We start from the raw sequence: 14,530 nt of genomic DNA, 5'->3' as shown, positions 1-14,530 counted from the left end.
AGAATATGAAGTTAATTAATGGCATCTCCTCTCAGCATCCTAAACTTCTTCCGCGCTTCAATAAAATAGATACTGTCTTCGAACTCAAAGATGATTTTTTCGTAGAGTTGTTTGGCGTCTTCTGGCTTTGCTATATGAGTGTTGTAAAGTTCAGCTAAATAGTAGTGTGCATCGTCAGCTAATATGTCCTCTCTCCAGTCTTTTATAATTTGCAAATAGTTAGCCTCTGCTTTGTTGTATTGTTTTTTTTTCTCAAAAAGTTTTGCTTGTTGGTATAAGGCTTGGTCTGTGATACTTTCGCCTTTATGTTCTTCTAGTATTTTATCTAAAAGAGAAATGGCGTCATCTGTTTTATTCTGAAAGTTAAACAAATCTGCTTTGGCATAATATTTAAGAGCAGTTTGTGTACTGTCTTCAAATTTATTATCAGAAATCAACAACTTTAAATCTAAAGCATCATTTGCAATCAATTGCGATGTCGAAGATTTCAGAATCTTTAGTTGAGATTCTGCCCAATCAAAATCTCCTTTGTAGTAACTTGTTTTTGCGACTTTAAATCGTGCTTCTTGAGAAATGGTGCTGTTCTTTAAATTCGCCTGAATTTGAGAATAGAATATTAAAGCTTCATTGAATTTTTCTTGAAGCACTAAAATATCAGCCAACAATAACTTCACTTTTGCTTCTTGAAAATCGGAAATATTCAGTTTTAAACTTTTTCTCAGAAATGAAGTAGCACTTTTAGTGTCTTTTTGATGGAAGGCTAAAAACTCACCATAAGCCAATTGCAAAGGAAGTGTTAATTCTGATTTCCCAAATTCATTTAATAAGCTATTGTAGGTTTCATCAATACGTTTCAATTCTTTGGCACTTGCATTTTTAGTGTCAATCTCTAAAATATACTGATGTGCTGTTAAAGCTGTACCAGCATCTTGTGTAGTTTCTAAAATGTAATTGAAAATGTCTTTAGCAGTTTCGTCATCATTATCATTAAGTGACGTAACAGCTAATTCTATGATGCGGTCTAAACTTTCTGGATTACGCTTGTAAAGTGCTTTTTCTTGAATAAAGGATTTGTTATATGCCTTCTCTTGTACATACAACCAACTGAGCATTTCGTACCAATATTCATTTGGTTCTTGCTGAATTTTTTTCAACAATGCACGTCTTAAATAGGTGTTGTTTTCATTAGTTCTATTTTCGGAAATAAAATCACTTACGGCACGTTTTATATTATTGAGATAATTTGGCTTATATGCGATATAATCAATATAGTTGGCAAACATTTTTTCAATATTACCTTGGTCTCCATAGATACGTGCCAACTGAATGCTATAATTTTTATCTGGAGTCAGTAGTTTGCCTTTGTCATAGACGCGTATGGCTTGTTCTGACAAGGAATGATCTTCAAATTTTTTAGCAATACTATAAATATAGTTTGGCTTTTCGTCAATAAAGGCAATCGCTTCATCATATAATATTGAAGCTCTATCTATACTATCTTTAAGTTGAAAATTGTAACCTAACTCAATAATTAATGTTGGATTTCGTCTTTTTGCTAAGTGTTGAACTAGGATGTTTTCAGCTGCGTCATATTGTTCTAATTGCTGATGAGTATCTACTAATTTATAGATGAATTTATAACTATAAGGTTTTTCTTTATTTAAATTTTCGTAAATAATTAGTGCTTTTTTAAACTCTCCTTTTTTGTAGTAGCTATCAGCAAGGACTTCACTATTTTGAGCAAAGCCAAAATTGAGTGCGAATAGAGCGAATATGATTAAAAAGGTCTTCTGCATGTGAGCGTTTGTGTAAATATAACAAATGCTAAACCTAGATATTGTAAATGTTAGTTAAATCACTTTATAAAAAATGCCTAAACTTTACGTTTAGGCATTTTGACCAGCAAAATAAATGTGCTATTAACCATTATTCGTTATAAATATGATTCAATTACTTTGTTTGGTGTCTTACTATTATACTATTTCTAATTTATAGTTAAAACAAAACTTTGGTTACCATAACAACTAATGCAATGAGTAATACAATGCGTTTAATGTTTTTCATAATTAGGTTAGTTCTAGATTGGGACTACTAACTTGATAAAAATAATTAAAATAAACGAAGAAATACATATAAAATCGACAAAAACCCTATTTTTTTAACATAATAGAAATAATAAGGAGTGAAATCAATTGTTATGAAATAGTGCTAAAACCAGTGTAAGGCACTAAAGCTTCAGGAATTTCAATACCATTTTCGGTTTGATAATTTTCTAAAATCCCAGCTAAGACCCTTGGTAAAGCCAATGAACTTCCGTTTAAAGTATGGCATAATTCATTTTTACCTTCACTGTTTTTAAAACGTAGTTTTAAACGATTGGCCTGATAAGTTTCAAAATTAGAAACCGAAGAAATTTCGAGCCAACGATCTTGTGCTGTTGAAAAGACCTCAAAATCGTAGGTCATTGCCGCTGGAAAACCGGTATCTCCACCACATAATCTTAATATTCTAAATGGTAATTTAAGCTCGCGTAAAATATCTTTAACATGCTCTATCATACCATCAAAAGCTTTGTATGAATTATCAGGATGCTCCACACGAATAATTTCTACTTTGTCAAATTGGTGCAATCTATTTAGTCCACGAACATGTGCGCCATAACTTCCTGCTTCACGTCTAAAACATGGTGTGTAACCTGTAATACCAATAGGTAAATCGGTTTCACTCAGTAATACATCTCTAAATACATTTGTACCAGGTACTTCTGCGGTTGGTATTAAGTATAGATCGTCGCGTGAGTCGTGATACATCTGTCCCTCTTTGTCTGGTAATTGTCCTGTACCATAGCAAGATGCCTCGTTTACTAGAAGCGGTAATTGGTATTCTGTATAGCCGGCTTCTGTGTTTTTATCTAAAAAGTAAGCAATTAGAGCACGTTGCAATCTTGCACCTTTTCCTTTGTAAACAGGGAAACCGGCTCCAGTAATTTTATTACCAAGTTCAAAATCTATGATGTCATATTTTTTGGCAAGTTCCCAATGTGGTAAAGCATCACTATGTAAAGTAGGAATATCCCCTTCGTTATGGATTTCTTCATTGTCTTCTTCTGAATTGCCACTAGGTACAGATGCGTGCGGTACATTAGGAATTTTATACAATAATTCAGTCAATGCATCAACCTTGTCATTAAGCTCTTGTTCTAAACTCTTAGTAGTTTCTTTTAATTGTGTGGTCTTTTCTTTTAGAAGATTAGCTTTTTGAGCTTCGCCAGACTTATATAAGTTGCCAATCTCTTTAGATAAAGTATTTGAATCAGCTTTTGTATTGTCTAATTTAGTTTGTAGTGCTCTTCGGTCTTCATCTAAATTAATAGCCTCATTAATCATTTCTGTAGCGTCGATGTTTCGCTTCGCTAAACGTGTAATGATGTCTTCTTTATTTTCTCTAATAAATGCAACTTGTAACATATCTCTGATTTTGATTTTGCACCAAATAGTGCAGTAAAAACAAGAAACAAATGTAAAAAGATTTTAACCAGATAAAAATAAAAAGACCTCTATTTTGAAGGTAATATCCAATCGTGATGTTTAAAGTGGTGCCATTCTTCATTGGCAATATTAACATTTGGATCTATTAGTTGTTTTGATGGCTTTCCATTAATGCCTACATAAGCTCTGACGTATACCTTTACTGTTTTACCTTTCTGAGCAAAATCTTGTTTTAAATGTTGCGCAAATTGCCAAATCATATCTGGTTTAGTACTCGCTCCGCGCTTTTGTTTTTTAGTGAGGTAATCGTTTAATTTTATAGGGATAGGATTATTAGTTTCTGCGTCTATTACTGAGTAGTTGACACTACCGCTTTTTGCACGTAACATCATTCTCCAAGATAATCTATGACCTTCTTCGGTCCAAAGTACGTCGTCTTTAAAAAAATGATGACGTAGCGGAAGTGCAATATGAATTAAAAAGTAGATTGAGAATAGACTTACTAAAACAGTATTATATTTTGGAGTAATGATTCTTTCAGCATTATAAAACTCTTTTTTCTTTAAGAATAAGTCTCTAATTGTTTTAGGTTCAAAAAAGAACAGACTAAACGCTAAAGACAAATAAGGAAATATACCAATTTGAAAAACAATAGAATTAAAAAGATGGAAAAATATGGATGCGAAAAATGCAAACTTTCTTGTCTGTTTGAAAAGTAGTAACGGGATTATAAGACCATCGAATAAAATACCTCCATAAGCAATAAAATAATGTACCGATTTTTGTTGTAAAAGTTCTCCAATTAATGGATAACTAGCTTTACTCTTTAGGAGTAGGGCAATCACAGACGTATCTAACCAGTCAGGATATAATTTTGCAATAGAAGCATAAGTATAAAGGATAAATAATTGTAACACAAAAACCCATTTGCACCAACTCGGCATGGATATTCTTTTTAAAGATGAATTGAATTTTACATCTAAAGATGCATACTTATTTGCAGGTAACAGCACCATTAAAAAACTCAATAACATGAGTAAATAATAATGATTGTTGTAAGATGATTTTTGCATTAGATATGTTGCAGTCCACATAAGAGCAAACATTAATATGCTAAATCGGTATTTATAACCAACCATAATGAACAATCCGAAAATTGCCATGACAATGTAATATGCATACATCCAATCTCCAGGTAAGGGTTGTAACCACTCAAAACCAATAAACGAGAATGTGAATTCTGGTTCAATGAGTGTGCGTCTTATCCAACCTGTAAATACAGCACCAAAAGATTCTAAAAAACAAAGTAACCCAAAGACGATTCTAAAAACAATAAGACCCGAATTGTCAATATGTTTAAATAGAAGCTTATTCATTTAAAGTGTTAATATAATCTAAAGCATTCACTTTATCTCTTTTAAGTTGAGTCTTTAAAGCTTCAATATTTTTAAACTTTTCCTCGCTTCTTAGACGTTTAAGAAATTCAATTTTTAATTTAGAATCATATATATCTTCATTAAAATTAAAAAAATGAACCTCAATAGAACGTGTTTTTCCATCAACTGTTGGGTTGGTTCCGATATTTATCATACCATAGATAATCTCATTTTTAATTTGAGATTTAACCACATAAACACCATCATTTGGAATTAATTTATAAGACTCTTTAATATGTATGTTCGCTGTTGGGAAATCGATTGTTCTCCCTAAACCTTTTCCTTTAATTACAGTACCAGTAATAAAATAGTTATAGCCTAAAAATAAATTAGCTAAAGCAACTTCTCCTTTATCTAGTGCATTTCTAATTTTTGTAGAACTTACAGTAACGTCTTTAATATCTTGTGCTAAAATTTCTTCAACCTTAAAATCATAGTGTTGAGCAAATATTTTTAAATCCTCAATGTTAGCACTTCTGTTTTTTCCAAAATGATGATCGTAGCCAATTACAATTTGTTTCGTGTTTAATTCATCTACTAAGATGTTTTTTACATAATCTTTAGCGGAAAGGTTAGCAAATTCTTTTGTGAATTCTTTTACAATGACACCTTTAATACCCAGAGATTTTAAAATGTCAATGCGCTCATCTATAGTGTTTAACAACTTTATAGAATCATCTTTTTGAAGGACCATTCTTGGATGAGGAAATAAAGTTAAAACAACAGGCAAATAAGCCTGTTTTTCAGCAAGTTTCACGACTTTTTTCAGAATTTTTTGATGACCAATATGGACACCATCAAAGGTTCCGATAGTTGTAACTTTTGCTGAATTCGCAATTAAATCGTGTGTTTTGTTAATTTTCAATATTTTATTAGGATTATAATTCGTATTTGTTAAAAAAATCTTAAATTCGGAAAATTTTAATTTTCTACACAAAAACTTATGAAAACAAAGCTACATTTTGTTTTGTCATTATCCATGTTTTTAACGGTGTTTTCCGCAATAGCTCAGCAGAGTTATTGGCAGAAAACTAATAGAACAGATTTGAATGTTAATGGCAAACAAACTACCCTTAATCAAAAATTTTATCAAACGTATCAGTTAGATATGGATGCGTTTAAAGCGCAACTTGCAAACGCACCTTTGCGTTCTTCTACAAATACACTATCTAATTCTAGAGTTTATCTTCCAAATGTAAAAGGAGAATTAGAACAATTTATAGTGGTTGAAGCACCAATATTATCAGATGAATTATCTGAATTATATCCCAATATTAAAACTTATTTAGGGTTTAGTGCAGAACATTCTGGTACTAGAGCACGTTTTAGCGTTACACCTCAAGGATTACAAACCATGATTTCGTATCTGGATGCTCCGATTAATTTTATGGTTCCATTAAGTAAAACGGATAGCTCATCATATATTGTTTACAGTAGAGAAGTGAGAACAGAGGTGTTAAAAGATTTTGAATGTTTAACTGAAGATGAGTTTTTTCCAATTGACACCAATGGAATTGCAAATAGAGATGCTAACGACCAAACTTTAAGAACCTTTAGAATAGCGATTTCTACAACAGGTGAGTACACTAATTTTTGGGACGATGGTGATGGTAGCAATGGAGATGCTCAGGAAGATGCTTTAGCACAGGTAGTATCTACATTAAATAGAGTTAACGAAGTTTTTGAAGTAGATATGGCAGTAACTTTTACCTTGGTAACAGGTACTGAAATTATTTTTCCAGATGCAGGTAGTGATCCATATGGTGGAAATCTAAATGGTGAATTACAAAGTACTTTAACAGCTAATACTGGTGAAGCAAATTATGATATAGGACATCTATTTACTTTTGCGGGTAATAATGGAAACGCAGGATGTATAGGTTGTGTTTGTGTCGATGGCTCTAAAGGGAGTGGTTTTTCTGCACACCAATTTACAGATAACGATGGTGGACCTTACATGTCAGATTTCTTCGATATTGACTATGTACCACATGAAATTGGTCACCAAATGGGAGGAACTCACACTTTTTCTATGAACAATGAAGGAGCAGGTGCTAATTTAGAACCTGGTAGTGGAACAACAATAATGGGATATGCTGGTATTACTGGCGGAAATGATGTGCAAAATCATTCAGATCCTTATTTTCATTATTTCAGTATTAATCAAATATTAAATAACTTAGAGAATAGAACATGTTGGACAGGTACTGCAATAACCAATAATCCACCAGTTGCAGATGCAGGATCTGATTATACGATTCCTATAGGTACAGCTTTTGTGTTAAAAGGTGCTGCTACAGATACAGATGGAGGAGATGTATTAACCTATACATGGGAGCAAATAGATGATGGAACAACAACTTCTGGGAATTTTGGACCAGATAAAATATCTGGATCTGTATGGAGATCGAGACCGCCAAGCACGGTTACAGATCGCTATATGCCAATTATTGAACGTGTTATTTCCGGACAATTAACGGAAACTAATCCTGTTGTAACTGCTGATAATTCCTCATGGGAAACGGTTTCAAATGTTAGTAGAGCTTTAAATTTTGCTTTAACAGTCAGAGATAGAAGTGAAGCTAATGGTGTTGGACAAACACCTCAAAGTGATTTCGATACAATGGCAGTTACTGTAGAAGGTTCTGCAGGACCTTTTACATTGACATCACAGACTACAAATGAAACATGGGATGCAGGTTCTACCCAGATTGTAACTTGGGATGTTGCAGGTACTGACACAGGAGCAGTGAATACTCCAACGGTTAATATTTTGTTGTCTATTGATGGGGGATTTACATATCCTTACGTTATGGCAACAGATGTACCAAATGATGGTTCACATAGTGTAACTGTTCCTATTACAGGAGGTGATTCATCTACAGTGCGAGTTAAAGTTGAAGGGAATAACAATGTTTTTTATGCAATTAACGCAACGAATTTTTCATTGCAAGAATCAGAATTTGTTTTAAATGTATCTGATAATTCAGTTGACGTTTGTTCGCCTGATGATGCGATATATAATTTTACTTATAATACTTTCTTAGGCTTTAGTGATATTACTACATTTAGCGCAACAGGTTTACCTGCTGGAGCCACAGTTGTGTTTGTGCCAGCCACAGCAACTGATGATGACACTAATGTTACCGTTACAATTTCTGGTACAGGAAGTTTAGCAGTAGGAAATTACCCTTTTCAATTAGTAGGAACTTCTGGTTCGATTACTAAAACGGCTGATGCAGATTTTAATGTTTATGATACCAATTTAGCAGTATTAAATTTATTGACACCTACAGATGGTTCAACAGATGTAGAGGCAGATAATGCGACACTTACTTGGGATATTGATCCTAATGCTACAGCTTATGAAGTTGATGTTGCCACTGATGCTGCATTTACAAATATCGTAGCAGGAACAGTAGCAAATAATCCAAACTTTACAGTAACTACTTTAAATATTGTAACTGAATATTTTTGGCGAGTTAGAGGAGTTAATGACTGTGGTACTGGAGTATATTCTCAGGCAAGTTTTACTACTGCTAATATCTTATGCTCATTTTATGACTCCACAGATACGCCTATAGATGTTCCTGATTCAAACCCATTTGGTATCAACTCTGTTATAAATATTCCAACGACAACTGTTATAACCGATGTCAATGTTACAGTCAACCTAACACACAATTGGACGGAAGATTTAACAATAAAACTAATTGCACCAGATGGTACAGAAGTTATGCTTTCTGCCAGTAATGGTGATGATGGAGATAATTATACTAATACAGTATTTGATAGTGATGCAACTACACCAATAGGTTCTGGTGCTGCACCATTTACTGGTGCTTTTCAGCCAGATGGAGATTTATCTCAACTTAATGGTGGCTTTTCAGGTGGTGATTGGACTTTAAATGTATCAGATACACTTTTATTTATTTCAGGGACTTTAGATAGTTGGTCAATTGAGATTTGTGGAATACCACAAACCGATAGTGACAACGATGGTTTGCCAGATGATTCAGATAATTGTCCTGATATTGCAAATGCAGATCAAGAAGATTTAGACAACGATGGTATTGGTGATGTATGTGATGATGATATTGATGGAGATGGTATATTGAATGATGATGATAATTGTCCAATAACTGCTAATCCTGATCAATCTGATGTAAACGGCAATAATATTGGTGATGTATGTGATACGGAATGTGGATTATTTGATTCTACAGACACACCAATTGATATCCCAGACAACTTTAACAATGGTATTGATTCTGGTATTGATTTTACTGAAGCATTTATAATAACAGATGTTAATGTAACAGTAAATATTACGCATACATTTGATGGTGATTTAACATTAATTCTTACGAGTCCTTTAGGAACATCTGCAATTTTATCAACTCAAAATGGTGGTAATGGGGATAATTTTATCACTACGGTTTTTGATGATGATGCAGGCATATCCATTCAAGTTGGAGCAGCACCATTTACTGGAAGTTTCATGCCAGAAGAAGCATTAGCCGTATTTAATGATGAAAATTCTGGAGGTATTTGGACCTTAAATGTTGCAGATGGAGCTGGACAAGATACAGGTACTATTGATAGTTGGTCATTAGAAGTTTGTGGGTTTGTGCAAGATGATAATGATGAGGATGGTATTCCTAATGGAGAAGACAATTGTCCAATGACAGCGAATACAGATCAATCAGATATAGATAATGACGGTATAGGCGATGTTTGTGATGACGATATGGATAATGATGGCATTTTAAATGAAGATGATAATTGTCCTGAAACAGCAAATACAGACCAAGGCGACTTTAATGGTAATGGTATTGGTGATGCTTGTGATATTGAATGTGGTTTTGGGTTATCAATGGATCTTCCAATAACTATAGCAGATTCTGTTGATGATGGTTTGAGTTATACGAGTACAATTAATATCATGGAAGGCTTTATTATAAATGATGTAAACGTTACGATTGATATAACCCATACTTGGGCTGCAGATTTAGATATTATTTTAACTAGCCCAGAAGGTGTAAGTGTTGAATTAACATCTGGTAACGGCGGATTCGGTGGTCAAAACTATAGTAACACAGTATTTGACGCAGACGCTGTCGCTGGTATCGAATCTGGAACAGCACCTTTTACAGGAAGTTTTATTCCAGAAGGGGATTTAACAGGTTTTAATGGAGGTATTTCTGGTGGCTCATGGATATTAACCGTAACGGATACTTTTGGTGATTTAGATGGAGGAACTATCAATTCAGTTTCATTAGATATTTGTGGTACACGTAACCCAAATGATTTAGATGGTGATACAATTTTAAATGAGAATGATAATTGTCCATTAACAGTAAATACAGATCAGTCTGATATCGACGGAGATGGTCAAGGAGATCTATGTGATGACGATATTGATGGGGATGGAGTGTTAAATGATAGTGATAATTGTCCTACTACACCAAATCCAGATCAGGCAGATAATGATATGGATGGTTTAGGTGATGTTTGTGATGATGATGATGATAATGATATGGTTCTAGACGTTGAAGATAATTGTCAATTTGATCCAAACCCAGATCAAACAGATGTTAATGGCAACGGTATTGGTGATGCTTGTGATGGCATAATTGTAAATGATGTTTTAACTCCAAATGATGATAATATAAATGATACATGGTTTATTTTAAATGCTGAAAGATATCCCAACATGGAGATTAAAGTGTTTAATAGATGGGGAAAAGAGGTGTTTAGCACCAAGGGATATAATAATGATTGGAGAGGAACTTTTAGTGGTGACACTTTGCCAACAGGATCATATTATTACCAGATAGACCAAACTGGTGATGGTATAACGATATTAACAGGATGGATTTATTTAACTCTATAGAAGCATATAACTTAAAATGAATACAATGAAATTTTATAAAAACACTTTAACAATAGTCGCTTTTCTTTTGTTTGGGTCATTATATGCTCAACAAGAACCCAACTATTCCTTGTATAGATATACAATGAACGTTATAAACCCAGCTTATGCTGGTGCAGACGGAAATACTAGCTTAACCTCTAGTTTTAGGAGTCAATGGATAAGTGTACTAGGAGCTCCAGAAACACAAAGTTTTTTTTATGCCCAACCTTTTGGAAATAAAATAGGTCTAGGGTTGTCACTTGTAAGCGATCAAGTATTTGTTGAGAGCCAAACAAGTTTTAATGTTGATTTTTCTTACCGACTTCAAGTGTCAGAGACTGCTAATTTATTCTTAGGATTAAAAGCTGGAGGACGTACTTATGATATTGATAGAGAAAATCTGATTAATATTGGATTACCATCTGATCCTGCATTAAACAACATAGATACAGGTTTTAGACCAAATTTTGGAGCAGGAGCATATTTGATGCATGATAAGTATTACTTGTCACTTTCTGTACCAAGTATTCTTTCTAGTGAAAGAATTGATAAGTCCGAAGGCAGGGTGACACAAGCTACTCAAGAAGCACATGTATATTTATCTGGAGGTTATAACTTTGATATTAGTGAGAGTACCGAGTTTAGACCTTCAACTATGATAAGGTACGTTAGTGGTTCACCTATATCTTTAGATCTAACAGCAGCGTTTCGTTTTTTTGATAAATTTGAAATTGGTGCGGCTTACAGAACAGACGAAGCAATCAGTGGATTAGTAATGTTAAGTATTGCTGATTGGATGAATGTAGGTTATGCATATGAAAGCTCAACTAGAGATGAAATTTCAAACAACAGTAATGGTACTCATGAAATCTTACTGAGATTGAATTTTAAAAACAGGAAAACTTCTAATTAGTAAAATTGAAAGATTAAAATAAAAAGACTGCTTATTGCAGTCTTTTTATTTTCCATTAAACTGATTCATGGTATTATTTACACCAGCTAATGCAAAAGATTTTATAAGATCTGAGGCTATTTTTAAACGCTCATCTAATTTTGAATTTTCGTATTCATTCCATTCGCCAAGCACATAATCTACTTGTCGTCCTTTACTAAACGTATCGTTTATACCAAATCTAAAACGGTTGTATTTTGTAGTTTGCAACTTATCTTGAATATCCTTTAAACCATTATGACCTCCATCGCTTCCCTTAGTCTTTAAACGAAGAGATCCGAAAGGTAAATTAAGATCATCTGTAATAACTAAGAGATTTTCTAATGGAATCTTTTCCTTTTCTAACCAATATTTTAAAGCCTTACCACTAAGGTTCATATAAGTACTTGGCTTAAGAAGTATAAGTATGCGTCCTTTTATTTTAAAAGTAGCTACGTCACCAAGTTTTAATGTTTCGAACGAGGTATCTTCTGCTTTGACTAGATAATCCAGAATTTTGAAACCAATATTGTGTCTGGTATCAGCATATTTTGCACCGATGTTTCCTAAGCCAACGATTAAGAACTTTTTCATGATATCTATTTCCTCTTTTTCAATCTTATTACCAAAACCAAACCATTTTTTTAAAAACCTACACATTGAGTCAACTTTGTGTAAAAATAAAAAAAGCATTCTGTAAAAGAATGCTTTTTAAATATTTGAAATAGTTTTTATCTATTCTTGTGCCGCTTCAGCTGTTGCTCCTTCAGTTCCTTCAGCTGTTGCTCCTTCAGCTCCTTCTTCTTCCTCTTCTTCTTCTTCTTCAACAAGTGCAGCTCTAGAACGTCTTACTTGACATACAACCGTGTTATCTGGATGTAAGAATGTAAAACCGTCATTTTCTAACTCAGTAATATAAAGCTTACTTCCAATTTTTAAGGGAGTAATATCTGCTTCTAAAAAATCTGGTAAGTTAGCTGGAATAGCTTTAACTCTTAATTTACGTTGGTTTCTTCTTAATACACCACCATTTAGAACACCTTGAGATGCACCAATAATGTGTACAGGAATCTCCATCATAATTTCTTTATCTTCGAAAGTTTGATAGAAATCTACATGAAGAATTCTGTCTGTTACAGGGTGAAATTGAATGTCTTGCATAATAGCGCTAAGTGATTCACCACTGTCTAATGCAATCACAACAGTAAGCGCATCTGGAGTGTACACTAACTTTGAGAAAGCCAATTCTGGTGCTGAGAAATGTAGTGGCTTGTCTCCTCCGTATAATACGCAAGGAACCTGACCAGCATTACGTAAGGCTTTTGTTGCTTTTTTACCTACGCTTTCTCTTTGAGATCCATTGATTGTAATTGATTTCATTTTTAAAATGTTTATTTAATAAATATTTAATTCCCTCATTTTGAGGGCTGCAAATTTATAAATTTTATGCTTAATTACTAGTGTTTTGCTGTCTTTTTTATTTGCACAGAAATACGTAAAAATAAAAATGAGCAAAGTAGTAAGAAGATTGAAGTTTATAAGAGGTAATTTACATCACAAATTTATTACTAATAGACTGATTATGATGTACATTATACATAACTGCAGCAAATAAATCGGCACAGCTTATAACTCTTAATTTTTTACTTTCTTTTTGAAGAGGAATAGAGTCTGTTACAATTAATTCTTCGAGTTTAGATGCTTCAAGTCTTTCGTAAGCACTACCAGATAAAATTGGGTGTGTACAAATTGCCCTAACACTTTTTGCACCACGTTCCATCATTAAATCTGCTGCTTTTGTTAATGTGCCAGCTGTATCTACCATATCATCAACGAGTACAACGTTTTTCCCCGTAACATCACCAATCAGTTCCATGTGAGAAATCACATTTGCTTTAGCACGTTGTTTGTAACAAATTACTACGTCACTTTTTAAGGCTTTAGAGTATGCATATGCACGTTTGGAACCTCCCATATCTGGTGAAGCAATAGTTAAATTATCTAGGTTTAAGCTTTTTAAATAAGGTAAAAATACAGTTGAAGCAAATAAATGATCCACAGGTTTTTCGAAGAATCCTTGGATTTGATCTGCGTGTAAATCCATTGTAATAATACGAGTTGCACCTGCGACTTCTAACATTTTTGCTACTAATTTCGCAGCAATTGGCACTCTTGGTTTGTCTTTTCTGTCTTGTCTAGCCCAACCAAAATAAGGCATAACGGCCGTAATATGTCTTGCAGATGCTCGTTTAGCTGCATCAATCATCAATAACATTTCCATTAAATTCTCAGGGCCAGGATGTGTAGATCCTATAATGAAAACACGTGTACCACGAATAGATTCTTCATAAGAAGGTTGAAATTCTCCATCACTGTAAGTAGATGTAATAACGTTGCCTAATTTAACTCCATAAGCTTTAGCAATTTGTTCTGCTAAATCTCGACTTTGATTACATGTAAAAATTTTGGCTTCAGTAGTTTCGTATGACATTTGTTTTCAATGGTTTAGTGTCTAATTGTTTAATTTATTTCAAAGTTCAAATTTAGGGAATTATTTTACTTGCAAAAGCATAAAACCCACTAAATTTAATTGCTTGGCAGAAATTATTTTCTATTTTTGCAGTCCAAAATTGCTCAAGTGGTGGAATTGGTAGACACGTTGGATTCAAAATCCAATGTCGCAAGACGTGCGGGTTCGATTCCCGCCTTGAGTACGAAAAAAAGCCCAATCTAATCGATTGGGCTTTTTTGTTTGTTT

9 protein-coding genes and 1 tRNA gene are annotated in these 14,530 nt (G+C 33.5%); 3 read left to right on the top strand and 7 right to left on the bottom strand.

The genetic code is table 11. The features are described from left to right. Nucleotides 1-11: 11 nt before the first annotated feature. The 4 genes from QZZ53_RS00200 to QZZ53_RS00185 all read right to left on the bottom strand — a co-directional run bounded on the left by QZZ53_RS00200 (nucleotide 12) and on the right by QZZ53_RS00185 (nucleotide 5,789). Nucleotides 12-1,796: a tetratricopeptide repeat protein gene (locus QZZ53_RS00200; RefSeq protein ID WP_296380205.1), complete on the bottom strand. Its 1,785-nt coding sequence runs from the start codon at nucleotides 1,794-1,796 to the stop codon at nucleotides 12-14. Nucleotides 1,797-2,195: 399 nt separating this feature from the next. Next, nucleotides 2,196-3,467: a serine--tRNA ligase gene (gene serS / locus QZZ53_RS00195; protein ID WP_296380203.1), complete on the bottom strand. Its 1,272-nt coding sequence runs from the start codon at nucleotides 3,465-3,467 to the stop codon at nucleotides 2,196-2,198. An 89-nt stretch (nucleotides 3,468-3,556) separates the two neighbouring features. Then, complete coding sequence (locus tag QZZ53_RS00190; RefSeq protein WP_296380201.1) at nucleotides 3,557-4,864, bottom strand: HTTM domain-containing protein; 1,308 nt, start codon at nucleotides 4,862-4,864, stop codon at nucleotides 3,557-3,559. Beyond that, nucleotides 4,857-5,789, bottom strand: coding sequence for a bifunctional riboflavin kinase/FAD synthetase (locus QZZ53_RS00185; RefSeq protein ID WP_296380198.1), 933 nt, complete (start codon nucleotides 5,787-5,789; stop codon nucleotides 4,857-4,859). Before QZZ53_RS00185 ends, QZZ53_RS00190 begins: the two co-directional genes overlap by 8 nt. A 78-nt stretch (nucleotides 5,790-5,867) precedes the next feature. Between QZZ53_RS00185 and QZZ53_RS17110 the strand changes: the two genes are divergently transcribed. Beyond that, complete coding sequence (locus tag QZZ53_RS17110) at nucleotides 5,868-10,820, top strand: thrombospondin type 3 repeat-containing protein (RefSeq protein ID WP_365940141.1); 4,953 nt, start codon at nucleotides 5,868-5,870, stop codon at nucleotides 10,818-10,820. 25 nt (nucleotides 10,821-10,845) lie between these two features. Then, complete coding sequence (locus QZZ53_RS00165) at nucleotides 10,846-11,754, top strand: type IX secretion system membrane protein PorP/SprF (protein WP_296380194.1); 909 nt, start codon at nucleotides 10,846-10,848, stop codon at nucleotides 11,752-11,754. 45 nt (nucleotides 11,755-11,799) lie between these two features. On the opposite strand, the gene pth is transcribed toward QZZ53_RS00165, so the two are convergent. From pth to QZZ53_RS00150, 3 genes are all read right to left on the bottom strand, one after another. Further along, nucleotides 11,800-12,432, bottom strand: coding sequence for an aminoacyl-tRNA hydrolase (gene pth, locus QZZ53_RS00160; protein ID WP_296380192.1), 633 nt, complete (start codon nucleotides 12,430-12,432; stop codon nucleotides 11,800-11,802). A 75-nt stretch (nucleotides 12,433-12,507) separates the two neighbouring features. Next, on the bottom strand, nucleotides 12,508-13,152 hold the full coding sequence (locus QZZ53_RS00155) for a 50S ribosomal protein L25/general stress protein Ctc (protein WP_296380190.1): 645 nt from the start codon (nucleotides 13,150-13,152) through the stop codon (nucleotides 12,508-12,510). Between the two features lie 169 nt (nucleotides 13,153-13,321). Next, nucleotides 13,322-14,263, bottom strand: coding sequence for a ribose-phosphate pyrophosphokinase (locus QZZ53_RS00150; protein WP_296380189.1), 942 nt, complete (start codon nucleotides 14,261-14,263; stop codon nucleotides 13,322-13,324). 141 nt (nucleotides 14,264-14,404) lie between these two features. Between QZZ53_RS00150 and QZZ53_RS00145 the strand changes: the two genes are divergently transcribed. Then, nucleotides 14,405-14,486 (top strand) — tRNA-Leu (locus QZZ53_RS00145). Nucleotides 14,487-14,530: the final 44 nt, after the last annotated feature.

The sequence above is a fragment of the Winogradskyella sp. genome, assembly GCF_016744625.1.
Lineage (GTDB): Bacteria > Bacteroidota > Bacteroidia > Flavobacteriales > Flavobacteriaceae > Winogradskyella.
The sequence above is the reverse complement of the archived record's forward strand: the minus strand, read 5'-3'. Positions and strand labels throughout refer to the sequence as shown.